This window comes from Actinomadura sp. NPDC048955, assembly GCF_040649435.1.
Lineage (GTDB): Bacteria > Actinomycetota > Actinomycetes > Streptosporangiales > Streptosporangiaceae > Spirillospora > Spirillospora luteofluorescens.
Map to the genome: position 1 here is coordinate 14,659 of NZ_JBEZJI010000027.1, position 19,637 is coordinate 34,295.

21 protein-coding genes and 2 pseudogenes are annotated in these 19,637 nt (G+C 69.3%); 13 read left to right on the top strand and 10 right to left on the bottom strand.

Annotation, left to right across the window (positions count from 1 at the left end; all coding sequences use genetic code 11):
* Positions 1-79 precede the first annotated feature (79 nt).
* Positions 80-748, top strand: a complete 669-nt coding sequence (locus tag AB0C84_RS24475) for a TetR/AcrR family transcriptional regulator (protein WP_179843251.1) — start codon at positions 80-82, stop codon at positions 746-748.
* Here the strand turns inward: AB0C84_RS24475 and AB0C84_RS24480 are convergent.
* The gene (locus AB0C84_RS24480; RefSeq protein WP_361070394.1) at positions 735-2,876 is read right to left on the bottom strand and encodes an MMPL family transporter; all 2,142 of its coding nucleotides are present in this window, start codon (positions 2,874-2,876) and stop codon (positions 735-737) included. The two genes, AB0C84_RS24475 and AB0C84_RS24480, sit on opposite strands and share 14 nt — an antisense overlap.
* Before the next feature lie 260 nt (positions 2,877-3,136).
* On the opposite strand from AB0C84_RS24480, the gene AB0C84_RS24485 reads away from it, so the two are divergent.
* On the top strand, positions 3,137-3,367 hold the full coding sequence (locus tag AB0C84_RS24485; RefSeq protein ID WP_179843253.1) for a hypothetical protein: 231 nt from the start codon (positions 3,137-3,139) through the stop codon (positions 3,365-3,367).
* A 269-nt stretch (positions 3,368-3,636) separates the two neighbouring features.
* Here AB0C84_RS24485 and AB0C84_RS24490 read toward each other — a convergent pair whose 3' ends face one another.
* Both AB0C84_RS24490 and AB0C84_RS24495 read right to left on the bottom strand, forming a co-directional pair.
* Positions 3,637-3,936 carry a Dabb family protein gene (locus AB0C84_RS24490; RefSeq protein WP_179843254.1) on the bottom strand — a complete coding sequence of 100 codons (300 nt, stop codon included), beginning with the start codon at positions 3,934-3,936 and terminating at the stop codon, positions 3,637-3,639.
* 20 nt (positions 3,937-3,956) lie between these two features.
* Entirely contained in the window at positions 3,957-4,421 is a 465-nt protein-coding gene (locus tag AB0C84_RS24495; RefSeq protein WP_179843255.1) for a flavodoxin, read from the bottom strand.
* 165 nt (positions 4,422-4,586) lie between these two features.
* Between AB0C84_RS24495 and AB0C84_RS24500 the strand changes: the two genes are divergently transcribed.
* From AB0C84_RS24500 to AB0C84_RS24520, 5 genes are all read left to right on the top strand, one after another.
* On the top strand, positions 4,587-6,284 hold the full coding sequence (locus AB0C84_RS24500; protein ID WP_361070399.1) for a phosphatidylglycerol lysyltransferase domain-containing protein: 1,698 nt from the start codon (positions 4,587-4,589) through the stop codon (positions 6,282-6,284).
* A 69-nt stretch (positions 6,285-6,353) separates the two neighbouring features.
* Entirely contained in the window at positions 6,354-7,526 is a 1,173-nt protein-coding gene (locus tag AB0C84_RS24505) for a serine hydrolase domain-containing protein (protein WP_179843257.1), read from the top strand.
* Positions 7,527-7,559: 33 nt separating this feature from the next.
* Complete coding sequence (locus tag AB0C84_RS24510; protein ID WP_258938603.1) at positions 7,560-8,255, top strand: endonuclease V; 696 nt, start codon at positions 7,560-7,562, stop codon at positions 8,253-8,255.
* A gap of 86 nt (positions 8,256-8,341) precedes the next feature.
* Complete coding sequence (locus tag AB0C84_RS24515; protein WP_361070404.1) at positions 8,342-8,911, top strand: TetR/AcrR family transcriptional regulator; 570 nt, start codon at positions 8,342-8,344, stop codon at positions 8,909-8,911.
* 70 nt (positions 8,912-8,981) lie between these two features.
* Positions 8,982-9,743 (top strand): glucose 1-dehydrogenase, encoded by a 762-nt coding sequence (locus tag AB0C84_RS24520; RefSeq protein ID WP_361070407.1) that lies wholly within the window; start codon positions 8,982-8,984, stop codon positions 9,741-9,743.
* A gap of 54 nt (positions 9,744-9,797) precedes the next feature.
* Here the strand turns inward: AB0C84_RS24520 and AB0C84_RS24525 are convergent, their stop codons facing one another.
* Positions 9,798-11,174 (bottom strand): amidase, encoded by a 1,377-nt coding sequence (locus tag AB0C84_RS24525; RefSeq protein WP_361070411.1) that lies wholly within the window; start codon positions 11,172-11,174, stop codon positions 9,798-9,800.
* Positions 11,175-11,245: 71 nt separating this feature from the next.
* Here AB0C84_RS24525 and AB0C84_RS24530 point away from each other — a divergent pair, with 71 nt between their 5' ends.
* The 3 genes from AB0C84_RS24530 (at position 11,246) to AB0C84_RS24540 (ending at position 13,094) form a co-directional block, all read left to right on the top strand.
* The gene (locus AB0C84_RS24530; protein ID WP_179843260.1) at positions 11,246-11,806 is read left to right on the top strand and encodes a TetR family transcriptional regulator; all 561 of its coding nucleotides are present in this window, start codon (positions 11,246-11,248) and stop codon (positions 11,804-11,806) included.
* Positions 11,807-12,214: 408 nt separating this feature from the next.
* Positions 12,215-12,433 (top strand): hypothetical protein, encoded by a 219-nt coding sequence (locus AB0C84_RS24535; RefSeq protein ID WP_361070414.1) that lies wholly within the window; start codon positions 12,215-12,217, stop codon positions 12,431-12,433.
* Complete coding sequence (locus AB0C84_RS24540) at positions 12,426-13,094, top strand: DUF2637 domain-containing protein (protein WP_361070417.1); 669 nt, start codon at positions 12,426-12,428, stop codon at positions 13,092-13,094. Before AB0C84_RS24535 ends, AB0C84_RS24540 begins: the two co-directional genes overlap by 8 nt.
* 97 nt (positions 13,095-13,191) lie before the next feature.
* Here AB0C84_RS24540 and AB0C84_RS24545 read toward each other — a convergent pair.
* The 5 genes and pseudogenes from AB0C84_RS24545 to AB0C84_RS24565 form a co-directional block, all read right to left on the bottom strand.
* Positions 13,192-13,353 (bottom strand): annotated as a pseudogene (locus AB0C84_RS24545) (ClpX C4-type zinc finger protein); the annotation flags it as partial.
* Positions 13,354-13,384: 31 nt separating this feature from the next.
* Complete coding sequence (locus AB0C84_RS24550) at positions 13,385-14,644, bottom strand: tetratricopeptide repeat protein (protein WP_361070614.1); 1,260 nt, start codon at positions 14,642-14,644, stop codon at positions 13,385-13,387.
* Positions 14,645-14,684: 40 nt separating this feature from the next.
* The gene (locus tag AB0C84_RS24555) at positions 14,685-15,188 is read right to left on the bottom strand and encodes a hypothetical protein (RefSeq protein ID WP_361070420.1); all 504 of its coding nucleotides are present in this window, start codon (positions 15,186-15,188) and stop codon (positions 14,685-14,687) included.
* Positions 15,089-15,562 (bottom strand): annotated as a pseudogene (locus AB0C84_RS24560) (NUDIX domain-containing protein). The gene AB0C84_RS24555 and the pseudogene AB0C84_RS24560 overlap by 100 nt, the downstream one beginning before the upstream one ends.
* A gap of 3 nt (positions 15,563-15,565) precedes the next feature.
* Entirely contained in the window at positions 15,566-16,297 is a 732-nt protein-coding gene (locus AB0C84_RS24565) for a helix-turn-helix transcriptional regulator (protein WP_361070423.1), read from the bottom strand.
* Between the two features lie 177 nt (positions 16,298-16,474).
* Between AB0C84_RS24565 and AB0C84_RS24570 the strand changes: the two genes are divergently transcribed.
* The gene (locus AB0C84_RS24570; RefSeq protein ID WP_361070426.1) at positions 16,475-16,684 is read left to right on the top strand and encodes a hypothetical protein; all 210 of its coding nucleotides are present in this window, start codon (positions 16,475-16,477) and stop codon (positions 16,682-16,684) included.
* A gap of 394 nt (positions 16,685-17,078) precedes the next feature.
* Here the strand turns inward: AB0C84_RS24570 and AB0C84_RS24575 are convergent, their stop codons facing one another.
* Positions 17,079-17,663, bottom strand: coding sequence for a TetR/AcrR family transcriptional regulator (locus tag AB0C84_RS24575; RefSeq protein WP_361070429.1), 585 nt, complete (start codon positions 17,661-17,663; stop codon positions 17,079-17,081).
* A 55-nt stretch (positions 17,664-17,718) separates the two neighbouring features.
* On the opposite strand from AB0C84_RS24575, the gene AB0C84_RS24580 reads away from it, so the two are divergent.
* Positions 17,719-18,945 carry an NAD(P)/FAD-dependent oxidoreductase gene (locus tag AB0C84_RS24580; RefSeq protein ID WP_361070432.1) on the top strand — a complete coding sequence of 409 codons (1,227 nt, stop codon included), beginning with the start codon at positions 17,719-17,721 and terminating at the stop codon, positions 18,943-18,945.
* Positions 18,946-19,136: 191 nt separating this feature from the next.
* Entirely contained in the window at positions 19,137-19,619 is a 483-nt protein-coding gene (locus AB0C84_RS24585; RefSeq protein ID WP_361070435.1) for an SH3 domain-containing protein, read from the top strand.
* Positions 19,620-19,637: the final 18 nt, after the last annotated feature.

Here is a 19,637-nt window from a genome sequence, read left to right on the forward strand (position 1 = left end):
GCAAGCGCTTGGTGCACATCGTACGCTGGTCCGGCCGCCGAATCGAGCAAGCGGTTGGGCGACACGGCATAATGAGAGGGTGACGACCACGAGCGCCAAGTCCGGACGATCGAGAACCCGCGGCGCCGGCGAGGACGCGCCCCGCCGCCGCGGCCGCGGGTCCCCCGCCCTGGCGTCCGAACGGCGCGCCCACCTGGTCAGGCTCGCGGCCGAACTGTTCGCCGAGAAGGGGTTCCAGGCCACCACCGTCCGCAACATCGCCGACGAGGCGGGCATCCTGTCCGGCAGCCTCTACCACCACTTCGACTCCAAGGAGTCGATCGTGGACGAGATCCTGTCCGGCTTCTTCACCGAGATCATGGCCTCCTACCAGGCGGTGATCGACGAGAACGAGAACCCGCGGGACACGATCGCCGGGCTGGTCCGGGTCGCGTTCGGCACCCTGGAGCCGCACCGCGCCGCGATCACGGTCATGCAGAACGACTGGAACTACCTGCGGGGCATGGACCGGTTCGCCTACCTGACCAAGTCCGAGGACGAGGTCGAGAAGATGTGGGTGACCACGCTCCAGGCGGGCCAGGAGGAAGGGCTGTTCCGTCCCGACCTCGACCCGAAGCTGACCTACCGGATGATCCGCGACACCGTCTGGGTGGCCGTCCGCTGGTTCCGGCCCGGGGGCCGGCTGAACGCCCAGGGGCTCGCCGAGCACTACCTCAAGGTGATGTTCGACGGCATCAACCTGCACTAGCCCGCAGGCTCGCCCGCTCCGGGCCCGCCTCGCGCGCGGGACGGGAGGGCAGGACGCGCCGCAGCGGCCCGGGGAGCCACCAGTTCGCCTCGCCGAACAGCTCCATCAGCGCCGGGACGAGCACCAACCGGACCACGGTCGCGTCGATCAGGATCGCGACGCCGAGGCCGAGTCCCATCTGCTTGACGGCGACGTCCGCGCCGAGCAGCACCGACAGGAACACCATCACCATGATGGCGGCCGCCGCGCTGATCACGCGGGCGGTGCGCGACAGGCCGAGCGCCACGGCCTCGCGGGTGGCCACGCCCTCCTCGTAGGTCTCGCGGATGCGGGGCACGAGGAACACCTCGTAGTCCATGGACAGCCCGAACAGGATCGGGAACATCATCAGCGGCACCCAGGTGGTGACGGGCATGTCCACCGGGAAGCCGAGCGCGCGCCCCGCCCACCCCCACTGGACGACGGCCGTCAGCACCCCGTACGCGGCCGCGATGGACAGCAGGTTCATCAGGGCGGCCTGGACCGCCACCGTGACCGACCGGACGAGCCCCACGAGCAGCAGCAGCGACAGGCCGACGACCACGGCGATCAGCAGCGGCAGCCGGGTGGAGACGCTCTCGGCGAAGTCGATCGAGGCGGCGTTCGGGCCGCCGACGTAGGCGCGGGCGCCCGTCCCTCCGGCGGCGCCGGGGATGACGTCGTCGCGCAGCGTGTGGACGAGGCGCGGCGTCCGCTCGTCCTGCGGGCCGGTCTTCGGGAACGCCATGACGATGGCGGCCTTCCCGTCCCGGCTGGGACGCGGGGGCTGGACGGCGGCGACGCCCGGCGTCGCGCGGACCGCGTCCGCGATCCGTCCCGCCTCGGCGAGGCCGCCGCCCTCGGTGACGATGACGAGCGGCGCGGCGGTCCCGGGCCCGAAGCCCTCCGCCATGATCCGGCTGGCCTGGTAGCCGCTGTGGTCGTGGGGCTGGGTGCTGGAGTCCGGCAGGCTCAGCCGCATCGACAGCGCGGGCACGGCGAGGACCAGCAGGACGGCGGCCGCGCACAGCCCGGCCACGACCGGGTGCGTCTGGACGACCCGCGCCCATCGCTCGGCGAGCGGGCGGCGGGCCCGGCCGAGTCCGGGGACGCGGAGCCGGTCGATGGCGTGCCCGGCGAAGCCGAGCAGCGCGGGCAGCAGCGTCACGGCGGCGAGCATCGTCATCAGCACGGCGACGCCGGCGGCGACCGCCACGCCGTTCAGCAGACTCTGCTGCATGATGAACAGGCCCATGAGCGCGATCACGACGGTGGTGCCGGCGAACAGCACGGCCCGTCCGGCGGTGGTGACGGCGGTGACCGCCGCCTCCTCCGGGCCGGCGCCCGCGTGCATCTCCTCCCGGTGGCGGGTGACGATGAACAGCGCGTAGTCGATGCCGACGCCGAGCCCGATGAGCGCCGCGATGATGGGGCTGAAGGACGGCGCGGGCAGCAGGTGCCCGAGCAGCATGATCAGCGCGAGCCCGGTGCCGATGCCGAACAGCGCGGTCACGATGGGGAGCCCCATCGCCAGCACCGACCCGAACGCGACCAGCAGGATGACGATGGCGGCGAGCAGGCCGATGCCCTCGGACGGGCCGCCGCCCGGCGTCTCGGCGGCGTCCACCGCCGACCCTCCGAGCTGCAACCGGACGGGCCCGGAGTCGGCGCGCACGTCGTCCAGGAGCGCGGTCACGTCCGCTCTGGGCATGTCGTCGGAGGGGACGTCGAGACCTCCCGTGGCGAAGGCGGTCCTGCCGTCCTCGGAGATCTGCCCGGGCGTCTGGTACGGCGATGCCACCGACGTGACGTGCGGCGTCTTGGCGAGTCGGTCGAGCGCCCGCTCCACCCGCGCCTTCACCTGCGGGTCCCGTACGCCGGCGTCGGCCCGCACCGCCAGCGTGATGGAGTCGCCGCTGCGCTCCGGGAAGTGCTCCTCCAGCAGGTCCGACGCCTTCGCCGAGCCGGAGCCGCCGCCGGAGAAGTCGTTCAGCGGTTCGGCGGCGAAGCCGAAGCCGAGCGCCATGACGGCGATCGTGCCGGCGATCCAGCCCGCCAGTGTCAGGCGCCGTCTCCGGTAGCAGAACCGGGCCAGCCTTGCGAGTCTCATGGGTACCGCCTCCGCGGACGCGCCGCGCCTAGGGGATGTTCCTGCGCGCTCAGCGTCCTCTCCGGTTGAGGCTCGGGGCATCCGGCGGACGGTGTCACCCAGGGAAGCCCGCTACATCCACCGGTGTACATCCGGCGCGGTATCCCACGGTCCGGGGGTCGGAAGGCCCATAGTGTGCTTAGTCACGATTTGCGGAGTAGGAGTGACGCTTTGGTCCGTGGGGACGCTGTCAGGGGAGAGATCTACCGGGGGAGGGCGGCATGACGGCTCGGCAGGGGGCCGCGGGCCGCGACGAGCCCATGCCCGCGGCCCTGCGCGCCGCCACCGCGCGCGCCCTCCAGGCCCAGTTCCCGGGCGTGCGGGTCTGGTACGGCGAGGCGACGGGATCCTGGTGGGCCATGGTGCCGCTGCGCGAGGGCCCGCGGCTGCTGGAGGCGCCGTCCTCGCAGCAGCTCCGCGAGGAGATCATGAGCATCCGGTCGCGGGGGTGAGCGCGCCCGGCCCGCCGTGCGCCGTCGCTCGCGCTCGGTGAACGCCCCGCGTTTCGTGACCGCTCGCGGCGGCCGAACTCCCCCGCGTCCCGCGCACGCCCGGCATTCCGCGAGCGCCGCGTCCGCTTCGCCGCCCGCCGGGAACGGGGCGCGATCCGTTCCCAGCGGGCGTCTCTGAGGAAACTAACCCGAAAAGTCTTCGGGCACAAGCGCTTGCTCGGTTTCACTCCCGGGGCGGCGCCGCGGCGCCGCCCTCCCGTACCGGTCCGCTAAAGCTCGTACTGGATGGACGCGCGCTCCGCCGTGATCGGCGTGATGTAGTCGTCGACCGCCGCGCGGTGGACCGGATGGTCGCGGTAGACGAGGTAGTCGTCCAGACCGGCGAAGTCCGCGACCACCGCGAAGTCGTACGCGCCGGGGTTCACCCCGGCGTTCACCCCCACGCCGTACTCCCGGATCTCCGGGATCGCGCCGGGCAGCTCGCGCAGCTTCGCCGCGACCTCGTCCTGCTGCCCGGTCGTCGTGCCTTCGATCCATCTGAACAGCGCTATGTGCCGGAAACCACTCATGGCGGCACGCTACAGCCGCCTCACCCGCCCCGGACGTCTCCGAGCTCCGCCGCGGCGATCGCGCCGAGTTCCCAGCACGCCTCCAGGTCGGCCTTGCCGGGCTCGCCCGTCACCACCACGGGCGGCTGGACGGCCTTCCACTTCAGTCCGGTGGTGATGGCGTCCAGGGCGCGCACGGCGCCGGTGGCGTCGTTGTTGCCGTGCAGGAAGGCCCCGAACGGGCGGCGGACCGTCTCCTCCAGGCACGGGTAGTAGATCTGGTCGAAGAAGTGCTTCAGCGCACCGGACAGGTAGCCGAGGTTGACCGGCGAGCCGAGGAGATAGCCGTCGGCCTCCAGGACGTCCACGGCGGTCGCGGACAGCGCCGCGCGGGACACGACCTCCACGCCCTGGACGTCGTCGGTCGACGCGCCGGCGCGCACCGCCTCGACCATCGCCTGGACGGACGGCGAGGGCGTGTGGTGGACGAGCAGCAGCCTCTTCATCACCACGAGGCTAGCGGTGTCCCGCCCCCGCGGCCGGGTATGCCCGGATCGAAGTGTCCGGCCCGCCGGTGCGGCCGTACGCTGGATCAAGGCCCCATAACAACGACCGATCCCGGGAATGAGTTCCGGAAGATCTTGGTTGGGGGCTCAGCGGAGGTGTGCTTCGTGCTATCGGACGAGTCTTTGCGGAGGGACGGCCTTTCCCGCCCTCCGGCCGCGGGCGGGCCGGCGACGGCGCCGCACGCGCGTCCCGTCTGGCCGCTCGCGCTGACCGCGACCCTGGTCGCCGCACTGATCGCGGTGCCCGCGTTCGCGGGTTCCCCGCACTGGCTCGGCCGGCTTTCCCAGGTCGTCACCGGCAGCCCGCTGAGGCCGGAGCACGCCGTCGTGCTGGCGCTGGCGCTCGCGCTCGTCGCCCGCGGCGCGCTGCTGCGCCGCCGCGCCGCCTGGTACGGGCTCGTCACGCTGGCGCTCCTCGGCCTGCTCGCCGTGGTGTCCGGCGACGACCCGCCGTGGCGGCTGCCGCTGCTCGCCGCCGCCCTCGGCGGGCTGTGGCTGGAGCGCGGCCGGTTCCCCGTGCGCCCGCACCCCGAGCGCGTCCGCACGGCCGTGAAGACCGGCGCGGTGCTGCTCGCCGCCGCGACCCTCCTCTCGCTGGTCCTCGGCGGGGTGTCGGTCCGGTCGGTCGGCGACGTCGCGAGCGGCCTCGGCGCCACCGGCGCGCCCATGGACGGGGCGTCCTGGCTGCCGGGCGTGCTCGGCCTCGCCGGGGCCGCGGGCCTGCTCGTCCTGGTCATCACCCTTCTCGCGCCCGATCCGGCGCCCCCGCCCGGCGACGAGGCGGAGCGCGCCCGCGTCGCGGGCCTCGTCCTGCACCCCGGCTCCGACACCCTCGCCCCGTTCGCGCTGCGCCGCGACAAGGCGTACGTGTTCAGCGCGGACGGCCGCGCCGCGATCGGCTACCGGGTCCTGTTCGGCATGGCGGTGGCGGGCGGCGACCCGGTCGGCGACCCCGCCTCGCACGCCGACGCCGTGCGGGCGTTCCTCGCGATGTGCCGGACGACGGGCTGGCGCCCGGCCGTCCTCGGTGCGAGCGGGGCCCTGCTCCCCGCCTGGGGGCCGTGCCGCTCGATCGGCTTCGGCGACGAGGTCGTCATCCGTCCCGCCGAGTTCACGCTGTCCGGCCGGAAGATGCGCAACGTCCGGCAGGCCGTCAAGCGCACCGAGAACTTCGGCGTCTCGTCCGAGATCCTCCCCGAGCGGGAGCTCACGCCCGCGCTGCGCGGCAAGCTGCTGGACGTCGCGTCCCGCTCCCTCGGCGGCGCGGCCGAGCGCGGCTTCTCCATGAACCTGGACGAGCTGCTCACCGGGTACCACCCGGGGGCGATCGTCGCCATCGCCTACGGCGACGACAAGGAGCCCATCGCGTTCCAGCGTTACGTCACCGCGGGCGAGGGCATCAGCCTGGACGCGATGCGCCGCGACCCCGGCGGGCCGAACGGCGTCAACGAGCGCCTCATCGTCGAGATGGTCGACTACGCCGCCGAGCGCGGGCACGGGCTCGTCTCGCTGAACTTCGCAGCCTTCCGCGAACTGCTGGACGCCGACGAGCGCGGCCTGCTGGAGAAGGCCGGCTACCGGGCGCTGCACCTTCTCGACCCGTGGATCGCGGTTGAGTCGCTCTACTTGTTCGACAAGAAGTTCAGGCCGTCCTACAAGCCGCGCAGCGTGGTCTTCCGGTCCTGGTTCGACATCGCGTGGCTGGCGGCGGCGCTGCTCACGCTGGAGTTCGGCCGGACGCGTCCCGCCCAGCGCGCCGCCGGTCCGGTCACCGAGCCCGTCCACCACCTGGGCCGCTCCTGAGACGGTCCCGGCTCGGCGGCACGTCCTAGAACGTGATTCTATGGAGGTCCCCGCCTGAGAGGACCGCGCATGAGCAGCACGGTGCAGGGCCACTGCGACCCGGCGTTCGCCCGCGTCCGCGCGGTGTTCGAGGAGCACTTCGCCGAGGGACGCGAACTGGGCGCCGCCGTCGCCGTCTACGCGGGCGACCGCAAGGTCGTCGACCTGTGGGGCGGCGTCGCCGACCGCCGCACCGGGCGCGCGTGGCAGCCCGACACGCCCTGCTTCGGGTTCTCCTGCACCAAGGCGGTGACGGCCGCGGCGGCGTTGCTGCTCGCCGAGCGCGGCGCCTACGACGTCGACGGCCCGGTCACGGACTGGTGGCCGGAGTTCGGCGCCGCGGGCAAGGACGGCGCGACCGCCGAGCACCTGCTGTCGCACCAGGTGGGCCTGCCCGCGTTCGCGCGTCCCGTCTCGGCCGAGGAGGCGGCGGACGCCCCGGCCCGCGCGGCGGAACTGGCCGCGCAGGAACCCGAGTGGACGCCCGGCGAGGGCCACGGCTACCACGCGCTGACCTACGGCTGGCTGGCCGGTGAGATCGTCCGGCGCCATTCCGGCGGCCGGACGGTCGGCGCGTTCGTGAAGGACGAGTTCGCCCGCGACCTGGACCTGTGGGTCGGCGCCCCGGACGAGGTGATCGAGCGGGCCGCGAAGCTGTCGGCGGGCCGGCGCACCGGCGGCGGGACCGACGCGCCCAGGACCACCGAGCACGACGTCCTGACCAGGCTCGCCGAGGCCTACACCGACCCGCGGAGCATGATGAACCGGTCGCTGAACAACCCGCACCCGGGCAAGGGCGGCTACAACAACCCGGTCGTCCTGCGCGCGGGGTGGCCCGCCGCCGGGATGACGACCACCGCCCCCGCGCTCGCCGGCTTCTACCGCGACCTCACGGCGGGCCGGATCCTGCGCCCGGACACGCTGCGCGAGGCCGTCCGCCCGCGCGTCAGCGGCCCCGACCGCACGCTGCTCGTCCGGAGCTCCTTCGGCCTCGGCTTCATGCGCCCCTCGCAGACCTTCTTCACCCCGAGGGCGGGACGGGAGTCGGCGTTCGGCCACACCGGCGCGGGCGGCTCGGTCGGGCTCGGCGACCCCGAGGCCGGGCTCGCGCTCGCCTACCTGCCGAACCTGATGGGAGACCAGGCGTCCGGCGACCTGCGCGCCTACCGGCTGACGCAGGCGGCGTACGCGTCGCTGTCGTGAGGACCGCGTCGAGCGGGCGGTAGCGTCCTGTCCATGGACGTACGCGATCTGCATCCCTGGCCGTCCACACCGCGGGAAGCCGAGGAGATCCAGGACCGGTTGCGTCCGATGCTCGAACTCGATGTCCCGGGCCCGGCCGCGCCGCGCACCGTCGCGGGCCTCGACGTCTCCTACGCGGGCGACGGCGGCGGCGCGGGCGACCGGCTGGCCGCCGCCGTGGTCGTTCTGGACGCGGCGACGCTGGAGGTCGTGGAGGAGTCGGTCGCCGTGGGGACGGCGGCGTTCCCCTATGTCCCGGGCCTGTTCGCGTTCCGGGAGCTGCCCACGTTGCTCGACGCCCTCCGCGCCCTGGAGACCACGCCCGACCTGCTCGTCTGCGACGGCTTCGGCATCGCGCACCCGCGCCGCTTCGGGCTCGCGTGCCACCTCGGCGTGCTGACCGGACTGCCGTCCATCGGCGTCGGCAAGACCGCGTTCGTCGGGACGTACGAGCAGCCGGGCCCTCGGCGCGGCGACGCGAGCCCGCTGCTGGACGGCGGCGAGACCGTCGGACGGGTCCTGCGGACCAGGGACGGCGTGAAGCCGGTGTTCGTGTCCGTCGGCCATCGCACCGGCCTCGACGCCGCCTGCCGCGCCGTCCTCGCCCTGACGCCCGAGTACCGGCTGCCGGAGACGACGCGCAGGTCCGACCGGCTGTCGCGGGACGCACTCGCCGCGCGCTCCGGGTAGCGCGCCCGCCCCGGAAGATGGCAGGCTCGTCCGAAGAAGCAGGCCGGGGGCCGCATCAGGCCACCCGCGACCGCTGGACGGTGCCCATGGAGACCCGGCCGATGCGGGCCGACGCCCGCCGCAACTACGAGCGACTCGTCACGACGGCTCGCACCGCCTTCACCGAGCACGGCACGGGCGCGTCCCTCGACGAGATCGCCAAACGGGCGGGCGTCGGATCGGGAACGCTCTACCGGCACTTCCCCACCCGGGACGCGCTGCTGCACGCCGTCCTGCGCGAGCGGATCGACGGCCTGCTCGGGCACGCCGACGCGCTGCTGGCCGAACCGGACGCCGAGGCCGCGCTCGACCGCTGGCTGCGCACCTACCTGGCCGGCGCGTCGAGCCCGCGCGGCACCTGCACCGTGATCATCGAGGCGATGGGGCCGGAGTGGGCGGCCACCGGGCTCGGCGCCGCGGCCGGCGCCATCCGCGCCGCGCTCGGCCGGCTGCTGGAGCGGGCGCAGCGGACCGGCGCGGTCCGCGCCGAGATCGACCCCGGCGACCTGCTGCGGCTCGCGAACGCGATCGGCGTGGCGTCCGAGCGCACCGCCGACCCCGGCGCGTACGCCGACCGGATGCTCACGCTGCTGTTCGGCGGGCTCCGCGCGGGCTAGGGGCCGCCTTGTTCAGTTGACCAAGCGTTCGCTAGGTTGACCGGGAGGCAACGGGCGACGAGGAGCGTTGATGGGGCAGCTTGACGGCAAGGTGGCGCTGATCACCGGCGGCGCGCGCGGCATGGGCAAGGCGCACGTCCGCCGGTTCCTGGACGAGGGCGCCAGAGTGGTCTTCGGCGACGTCCTGGAGGAGGAGGGCGCCAAGCTGGCCGCCGACCTCGGGGACGGTGCCCGCTTCGTCCGGATGGACGTGTCGCGGGAGGAGGACTGGCAGCGGGCCGTCCAGACCGCGACGGAGACGTTCGGGGCGCTGAACGTCCTGGTCAACAATGCCGGGATCCTCCGGCACAAGACCATCGAGGAGATGGCCGTCGAGGAGTTCCGCCAGATCCTGGAGGTGAACCTCGTCGGCCAGTGGCTCGGCGTGAAGACGGTCACCGCCCCGATGCGCGCGGCCGGCGGCGGCTCGATCGTCAACGTGTCCTCGACCGAGGGCTTCATCGGCGCGGCCGGCCTGGCCGCCTACAGCGCCAGCAAGTTCGGCGTCCGCGGGCTGACCAAGTCCGCCGCCCGCGAGCTCGGCCAGTACGGCATCCGCGTGAACTCCATCCACCCCGGCGGGGTGCTGACGCCCCTGACCATGCAGGACGACATCGTCTCGGCCACGGCCGCCAGCGCCGACGCGTTCATGAAGGCGCTCCCCCTCGGCCGCATGGGCAGGACGCAGGAGATCACCGGGCTGGTCGTCTTCCTCGCCTCGGACGACTCGACCTACTGCACCGGCAGCGAGGTCCTCGTCGACGGCGGCATGCTCACGGGCGCCGGCTACTGAACGCGATGGGCCGCCGGTACCGGCTGGACCCCGCACCGGCGGCCCGTCACGCGTCTAGGGGCGCCGTTCATGCCATCGTTCGACCGACTCCAGTTGCGCCGCGAGCGAGATGAGCGTCGCCTCGTCGGAGTCGTGACCGAGCAACTGCGCGCCGATGGGCAGCCCGTCCCTGGTGAACCCCGCCGGGACGTTCACTCCGGGCCATCCCAGCACGTTCCACGTCCACGCGTAAGGGCACGCGGCCGCGACCCCCGACTGCGTCCGGTGGTAGCCCGCCCCGTCGAAGGCCCCGACCCGCAACGGCGGCTGCGCCGTCGTCGGCGTCATCACCACGTCCGCGATCTGGAAGATGCGCCCGACCCGCCTCCGCAGATACGGGTCGAGCCGCTTGGCCAAAGGCAGCAGCCGCCTGCCGAGGACCCTCCCCAGCCGCGCTTCGGCCTCCGTCCGGGGATCGGGCCGCGGGTTCGGCAGGGAGTCCAGCCAGTCGGCGACCCCGGCCGTGCCGCGCGGGACGAGCCCGAGCGCCGCCGGCCCGTAGTCGGGGTCCGCGGGGAACACCTTGTGCCCGAGGTCGGTCAGCCTCCGCGCGAGCCGCTCGACCGCCCCCCGGATCTGCGGGTCGAGCCTCCCGCTGACCCCGAGGGCCGTCCGGTAGGAGACGGCGATCCGCAGCCTGCCGGGCTCCCGCCTCGCGGCCTCGGCGAACGGGGTGATCGGCGGATCGAGCCGGTGGACGTCCTCGCCATGGCTGCCGGTCAGCACGTCGAGCAGCAGGGCCGCGTCCCCCACCGTGCGCGCGAGCGGCCCCCACACCGTGATCCCGTTGAACGGATCGGTGTGCGGATACCCGGAGACCCGTCCGCGCTGGGGCTTGATGCCCACCAGGCCCGTCCACGCCGCCGGGATGCGGATCGACCCGGCCCCGTCCGAACCGACCGCCGCCGCGACCATGCCCGCCGCCACGGCCGCCGCCGACCCGCCCGACGACCCGCCCGGCGAGTACTCGGGATTCCACGGGTTCCTCGCGATCCCGTACTCGCGCGACTCGCTGAACGGCCACAACCCGAGCTCGCACGTCGTCGTCTTCCCCACGATGACGGCCCCGGCCGCCCGCAGCTTGCGCACGACCTCCCCGTCCCGCCTCGCCGGCCGGTGGTCCCCCGCCACCGCGAAGGGCGTGGTCTCCCCCACGATGTCCGTGTCGTCCTTGATGGCGACGGGCACCCCGAGCAGCGGCAGCCGCTCCCCCTCCGCCAGCCGCTTGTCGGCCTCCAGCGCCTCCTGCGCGGCCGCCTCGGCCCGCACTACCCGGAACGCCCCCAGCGACTCCCGCCGGCCGATGGCCTCCAGGCTCTCCTCCACCAGATCACTCGAGGAGATCTCTCCCCTCGCCAGCGCCTCCGCCTGCCCGGCCAGCCCCAGCTCCACGCCGCCTCCCGCTATCGTTCGTTCGAACGAACGATACTGAAGGCCCGCGTTCTGGGGAAGACTGTGCATCGATGAGCGCCCGCGAGCAGATCCTCCACGCCACCCTCCGCCTGATCGGCGAGCAGGGCATCGGCGCCGTGACGAACCGGGCCGTCGCCCGCTCCGCCGGCGTCTCCCTCGGCTCCCTGACCTACCACTTCCCCAGCCAGGAGGATCTGCTGCGCGAGGCGCTGCACGCCTTCGTGGAGCAGGAGATCGCCCGCATCACGGCCTACGTCACGTCCCTGGCCGAGTCCGGTATCGCCCCCGTCCAGGCCGCCGACCAGGTGGAGAAGGCCGTCGTCGAGTTCGCCTACGGCCCCGAGCAGATCGCGAACCTCGAACTGCACCTGCACGCCGCCCGCGACCCGGCCCTCCGCGAGACGTCTACGCGCTCCATCGAGGCCTACGACCGCCTCGCCACCGCCATCCTGAAGGCCCTCGACATCCCGGACGCCGAAACCCACGCCCCGGCGATCGTCGCGATGCTCTACGGCCTGGCCCTCCGCCGCCTCGCCACCGGCGACACCACCGCCACCGGCACCGCCGACGCCTTCCGCCTGCTCCTCCTCGGCGCCCTCCCCCGCCCCTGAAAAGACTTCTGGCCCGCACGGCCCCAGAGCGGGGTTAGGGGGCCGTGCAGGCCAGAAACCTGTCTCAATCAGGAACCTCAGTCGGAACCTCAGCCGACGATCGCTCTGCTCTCCGCCTGTGCACCTCCGCCGTGTCTCCGATCTGACACCCCAAACGCTAAGCCGCCCCACCCCCCAACAGAACGCCCTTAAGCCTCACTTAGGGAACCCCTGAGTCAGCCTTATTCGCGCCCCGTCCGGCACAGTCCGGGGAAGTCGGCCAGAGAGCCGCTCACCTGCAAAAACAAGGGAAGGAGCCCACGGGGCCAGTCCGGGCCCATCCAGCACCGTCGAACCAAACCGACTGACGCTGGCTCCCGAGATTGGCTCCCGTGGCTCCCCCCTCTCAGCAGGGAGGAGGCCACACCCATGGCCCTCGAAATCACCGCAACCACGATGACCGCCACGGCAGCCGGCAAGGTCGTCGCCCCCACCCGCACCGACTGCGGATGGCACGTCACCACCTGCTCACGTCCCGTCGACCGCAACACCGCAATCACGGCCCTGATGCTCGCCGAACGCCTCATCACCCATGGCGAGGACGACCCGTGCGCACGGGAGTGGCGACGGGAGCTGGGCCGTGACTGACCGCCTCATCCGCATCACAACCGCACTCGCCGTGGTGGCAGTAGCCACCGTGGCAGCGGTCATCTCGTACCGCCACGCCTACGAACTCGTCCACTCCCACGGCGAGACCGGCCCCACCGCACGCCTCGTCCCGTTCACGGTGGACGGCCTCATCTGGGCCGCATCCATGGTGATCCTGGACGCCAGCCGCCGAAAGCACCCCGCACCACCCTTGGCCAAGTGGAGCCTCGCCGTAGGCATCGTGGCCACGGTAGGAGCCAACGTGGCGCACGGCACGACCCCCGACCTCGTAGACACCGGCTTCCATCCTCTGGATGGCGCCCGCTATCTGCGAGATACCCACCTCGTCGACAACCACCTATTCCGTCTGGTCGCTCACCACTCCTGCGCGCTCGTCGAAGCCCGCGAACGCGGTGTGGACCGAACCCTGACCGCAGAATTCAGCGCGATCGCTCCCCAGTTGAGCGATTCATTGCTCTTCTGTGCCATGACGACGAGCCCTGATGGAACTCAACTCACAGCCAAGGAACGACTCAAAGAAATATTGGATCGCTACGGAACCGGACACTTAGTTTCACGCGCGATCCGCATATCTTCAACTCATATCATCAATACAGTTGAGCAGATCGAAGAGACACTGCACGGGAAATCGCCCAGGTGAATCGCGCTCAGCTCATGGTCCAAACATAAACATCCTCCTCCTCCATTGCGCATGGCTCATATGGAGGGTGGCGATATATTTCAGGATCGAATTCATGTTCTTCGGTGATTATTTCACTACAGAGTTCGACACACTCATCGCAAATATATACACCGGGGCCCGCTATAAGTTTGCGGACTTGCGTTTGACTCTTCCCACAGAATGTGCAGTTTAAAAGTGCAACATTCTGTCCCTTGAGTTGCTCTTGCTTAGTACTCATGGCATTCGCGGGCGCGATCCAGCCTCTCTGTTTAGAGTTGACTGAGATCGCGCTTTGCCCTCTCAGTGTGTGGGTGGTGTGCGCCTAGAGTATGTTCTCGCCACTCGACAACTTCTCGCAACAGCGCCTCGGCTTCGTCTACTTCTCCGATAGCCATAAGGTTTCTTGCAAGGAGGTGACATGTACGCAACGTCGCGGGGGCGTGAGCCCCCAAAACGCGACGACGCATCGGCAATAGGATGCGCAGAATCTTTATTGCGTCAGTGCGATAACCAGCTTCCCCCATGTTGAGCGCAAGGTACTGGCGTGTCTGCAGCACATCTACGTGCTCGTCGCCAAGAATTCCTACTTGTCTGGCGAGCAGATTGTGAAGTTCTACGGCCGCCTCTCTGGGATCACCTAGTGCCCCGATGCTGTGCGCGAGAAGTTGAGAACTCCTCAAGAAATCTGGATGGTTCTCCCCAAGTAGATCCGCTTGGGCGACACACACATCTTCAAGAAGGCTGTTTACGCGGAGCCAATCCCCGCGTTGACTAGACTCAACTGCTATAAGATAGCGACTTTCCAAAGCAGACGCGGTGCGGCTCACGACAGCGCGATTCCTGGCAAGGGCTATCAGATCAGCTGTACGCGTGCCACGCTTCTGCGGTTGTGGAAGCCCCTGAGCTTGCATAACTGCCAGGAGGTGGCGGTAGATGTCCTCTATGGAGAGAAGCTGAGGGCCTTCAGGAATGCCTTCCTGCAGGAGCTTCATCAACCTCCCGGTAAAGGCAGTGTGCTCTTCACCAGGAAGAACCAGCGCGACCTGATCACGCTGCGCGGAAGTAAGTACATACGTGCCGTCGACCTCAAGTTGACCAACGACGGAGGCGATCGGATCAGCCATCGTGTCTGAAACAACTCGGCCCGAGAAGCAGCAGTCGAGTATGATTACCTTGGTCGTCGCACGACTATTGAGTACTGCACTACGAAGTTTTTCAAACTCCAATGAACTGAATTCCGGATGATTCCATTCACTATCAGGCAGACCAAGATAGAGCTCGTGACGCTTACCGCCAATCAAGCCATGACCGGCAAAATATACCAGAAGTAGATCTTCTGCTTCCAGAATGGCTGAACGCAGCCTTCTTCCTAAAAGACGAATATCACCTTCGTTGAGAAGTGAAATGCAGTTTTGCTCGGGGACTATTCCAAACGTAGGATCTGATAGCAAAATATAGAGATCACGCAGCGAGGCTTCAGCCGCCGGCAAGTCCGGAATTGCTTCGTCGTGATACTCGCTTGTGCCCATCAGAACCACGCGCGATCGCTCAGGGTCCGGCAAACGCATACTATTCAGACTCTCGGTGAAGCACTTCGTCGACTAGTGCATCGATTCGCTTTTCTCGAATATTCTTGGCGTCAATTTCAATTTCAGTTCCATCCTTGCCTACCACCTTAATCTTTACGCTTGAGCGCCGCGGCAGGGAGAGCCAGCCTTTTAGAGTGGTCACCAGAACCGAGACGGCCCCTCCGGACCCCAGTGCCACGACTAGAGCCTGCGGGACCGTCCCCAAATGACCATCTTCAGGGACTTTCGAAGAAACTGTAACTCTACCACGAAACTCTGATTCACCTTGGAGCCAATCCGCAAGCGACTCAAGATCCGCGATGGGATCGGCAGATACCAAAGATAGGCGAGCTTCCACCAGAAACCTCCTTAAGATTTGACTTTGATCACGACCGCAACCATAAGTCAGCTTAGAACCATATTCTCGCCAGAGAGGTAATCGAATACCCTTCGCCTCATTGGCCGATCCATATTCAATTGAAGCACGCTTTCGCGATCCGCCCACATTACCTTGCTAGATTCAGAGCTTGGCGTCGGAACTCCTTTTCCTGGTTTCGCAGTTAGCGCAATCGAAAACTCTTGGCGAATCTCACCATCACTAATGTAGTGAATCACATGCTTTGGATCGCTATAGATTCCTATCACTTTTTCCTGCCTCAACCTCAACTCCGGTTTCTTCTTTAGTTTCCCGCATTGCGGCTTGAGGCACCGACTCTCCTATATCAATGGCTCCGCCTGGGAGCGGTCAATTGTCGTTGTCAGTGCGGCGAATCACAAGGATCTCACCTTTTCGTTCTCTACGACGACGTCGACGGACGGGACAAGGCTGTTCGCTTTCGGGGCGTTCGGATCATCGTGGTAGTCAATTCTGCGGCCCATGGGTCAGTCCCCCGGTATAGGTGTGGCGCCGTCCCAGACGCGTTCGAAGCTCTCCAGGTAGGTGTTGACCAGGTCTCCGCCGGCTATGCGGCGGAGGTGCCAGACGGGGGCGTGGGGGCCGGTGACGCCGTAGACGTGGGTGTTGACGAGGAGCTGGTCATCGGCGCGGTAGATGTAGAGGACCGTGCGGTGGAAGCGGAACTCGACGCCGTCTTGTCTGCGCAGGTTCTTGTAGGGGACTAGGGCATTGCCAATCTTTGCGGCTTGGGCGTCGCCTGCGCCCTCGTCGTCGCCTCGTTCGGCTACCTGTGGGCTGTCCGGGTCGCCGAGGAGGATGCGGACGCGGGCTCCGGCTTTCTCGGCGAACGTGCGTTGGATGCCGGAATCTTCGGACAGGAAGAGGCCGGAGTAGACCAGGACGCCGATCTCTTCTTTGGCGGTGGCGAAGAGACGTCCCCATGCGTCCCTCGGGACGGATGTCCGGTGCGGGTAGATCGTCACTAGTTCGCTGCTGGACGCTGCAGTTACCTGCTCATTGGAGAGGGCGCCCGGCCACAGGAAAGTCTCGTCTACGCCCAATCGCGAAGCTAATGCGTAGCGATGCCGCCGGTAAGGGGTGCGGTCCTTGGTGATCCACCGTTCTACCGTTTTCGGGTCCACGTCGAGCGACTCGGCGAGCGTGGCGATAGTCAGGCCCTGCTCTAGTAGGGCGGCGCGTAGGCGTTCGTTCGGCATGCACCCGTCCGGATTCCGGGACGTCCTAGGACCCGGTCAAGCCTAGGAGGACGTCATGAACACGTCCAGTCATGTAGTGATCTCGTTCCGCAGGTCAGGCACACTCTCTTTCTCGTAGACACCGACCGCCCGGACCGTTCCCGCCGGATACGGGCCTTACGAGAGGAGTGGTCACAGATGATCCTTGTTCTGGCAGCGATCCTCGCCGTCTTCCTCGCTGGCTCCACCTGCGGAATCTTCGCGATGCTCGTCATCGGCATCCACGCCGAAGAGCGCCGGACCGCGCGAAGGCTCGCCGAGACGTCCCGCGTCGGTACCGCGTCCAGGCGTGTGCTCAGCACCCGCACGTGCGACGACGTGCCGGCCCGCGTCCCGGCGGGGCGGTGAACATGCACATGCCTCGCGCCATCACGGTCACACGTGCCCCTGCGGCGCACGCGTCGAGGCCCCCTCCCCCACCTGGATCAACGCAGAATCCAACTCTGGGCCTCACTTAGGGAACCCCCGAGCCACCCCTATTCGCGCTCCGTCCGGGCACGTCCGGCAATGTCGGCGAGGGAGGCGCTCATCTGTGAAACACGGGGAGGAGCTTGTGGGCGTCGGGCGGGGCGGGGTGGTGTTGTCGAACTTGAACGGCTGGCATTGGCTGTCTTGAAGTGGCTGGGCGCGTGACCGGGGTGCGGCTTTGTCGCGCCCTGAGCTCGGAGCTTGGGTGTGGGGGATCTGGCGCGACGGCGAGCGTGTCGAGCGGCGTGGTGTGCCGACGCATCGGCTCGGGTTTTCAGGGTGCTGTGAGGATGTGAAGGACTTGGTCTAGGTAGAGGCGGCGCTCTTCTTTGTTGCTCGGAAGCAGCTCCGGGGTGGAGTGGGCGATCTGCGTGTGGCCGAGGTAGGCGCTGTAGGCGAGGAGCGCTCTTGCTCTCGCCTCGTCGGCGGGGAAGCCCAGTTCTGTGAAGAGGGCTATGACGGCGTCCAGGCGCGTACGTGTGACGTCTTGGAGGACGGGTGCGACGGCGGGGTGTGTGGCCGTTGCCAGCAGTGCCGGTCCGACCGGGTCCTCCTCGGCCATGGCCACCACCCGGGTGATCAGTAGCTTGAGCTGGCCCCGCGGGTCGTAGGAGGCGCTCTTCACCTCACGCAGGATCGCGGTCGTCGTTCGCTCCGCCCAGTGCGCGAGGGCCGCCTCCAGGAGCGCTCCGCGGTTGGGGAAGTGCCAGTAGAAGCTGCCCTTGGTGGTCCCGAGCCGTGCGGCGAGCGGCTCGACGGCGACCGCCGCGACGCCGCCCTCCGCGATCGCCGTCAGGGCCACGTCCACCCAGTCCTGCCGGGTCTTCCTTCGCTGGGGTCTTGCCGCGCGCTCGGACATGACCGTACTGTACCGTACGGAGAACATACGGTTGCGTATGGCTTGAGGAGATGCGATGGACTACGACGTGATCGTGGTGGGTGCGCGCGTGGCCGGTGCGACGACGGCGATGCTGCTGGCGCGACGCGGTCTGCGCGTTCTGGTGGTCGACAGGGTGGCCTTCCCGAGCGACACGATCTCCTCCCACCAGATCCAGGTGCCCGGGGTCGCCAGGCTGCGGCGATGGGGCCTGCTGGAGGCGATGCGCGCCGCGGGCACTCCGCCGACCCGCCGGCTCCGGTTCGATGCGGGCGAGGTCGTGCTCGACGGCTCGTTCCCTCCGTTCGAAGGTGCGGACGCGCTCTACAGTCCCCGCCGGACCCTGCTGGACGCCGTCCTGGTCGATGCCGCCCGGTCGGCAGGCGCCGACGTCCGCGAGAACTTCCGGGTGGAGGAACTGGTGTGGAGCGAGGGGCGGGTGGTCGGAGTTCGCGGGAGGGAGCGGCTTGGCGCCTCGGTCGCACTCCGAGCCCGGATCGTCGTGGGTGCAGACGGGAAGAACTCCTTCGTCGCCTCGGCCGTGGGAGCGCGTACCTATCGGCAGCGGCCGGTGCGGGCATTCGCCTGCTACACCTACTTTTCCGGGCTCCCCGTCACCGCGGGCGAGGTCTACCGGCGGCGGGGCCGATTGGTAGCGGTCTTTCCGACCAACGACGACCTGACCATGGTGTACCTGTCCGAACCGCTCTCCGGGTTCGAGGTCTTCCGCCGCGACATCGAGAAGCACTACCTCGCCGCCCTGGACGGCTGCGGGGACCTCGGCGGGCGGGCGCGGGAGGCGCGGCGTGAAGAGCGGCTGCGCACCACCCCCGACCAGCCGAACCGGTTCCGCCGGCCCTACGGCCCCGGCTGGGCGCTGGTCGGGGACGCGGGCGTCGTGATGGACTCCGTGTCGGCCCAGGGGATCACCAACGCGCTGCGGGACGCCGACCTCCTCGCCGAAGCGCTCTCCGCCGAACTGGACGGCGTTCCGTCCCTCGCCGCCTACCACCGCCGGCGCGACCGCGCCGTCCGGCCGATGTACGACCACACCGTCGGGCTGGCCGGGCACTCGCCCGGCATCGCCGAACGGCTGCTTTACGCCGCCGTCGCCGACCGTCCAGCCGAGGTCACGCGCTTCCTCGGTGTCTTCTCGGGCGCGCTCCCGCCCGACTCCTATCTGAACCCCGCGACCATGCTGCGAGTCTTCGGCGGCGTCACGCGGACAAGAGGCGCTCGCCGGCGCCGGACCCGCGCGGCGTAGGCGGCAGGGTGGTGACCGGCCGCCGCGACCAATGATCCGTTCGGGTGGACGTCATTCGGGACGGCAGTGAAGGGAAGTGGAACTCGCCCATTTCTGCGCCACAAAGATATGTCTGCGCAACTCTCTGCACTCGTACGATAACTATGAGTAACATGAGGTTGTGAGTCCGCCGCCTCAGTCGGGAGGTACAGATGCAGATAGGCACGAAGCTCGGCGTCGTTCTGGTCACCACGACGCTGGCCGGCAGCGCACTCGGTGCGGGCGCGGTCGCCGGGGCCGCACCGCCGCCGGGCCCGGACGGGTCGGCCGCGGTCCAGCCCAGCCCTCCGGAGGAGGAAGGGCACGGGCCGGGCGCCATCGAGGTCGGGCCGGAGGGCGCCGCCGCGGCGATGAACCGGCTCCTCGTCCGCGACGAGCAGCGCGTTCGCCTGTGCGACGGGGTCGTCCTGCCGGCGGACGGGCTCAACGTCCGCACGGGGCCGGGCACCGGCTACGCGAAGGTCGGCGTCCTGGCGAAGGGCTCCAAGGTCCGGACGGACTGGGACTCCGTCCAGCGCAGGAACGGGTACCTGTGGGTCCGGCTGAACTCCACCCAGTGGATCGCCGACTACATGCTCGGCGCTGACGACGGGGCCATCCGCGGCAAGTGGTACGTCAACTACTCCAACTGCTGAGCGGGCTTCCCGCCGGGT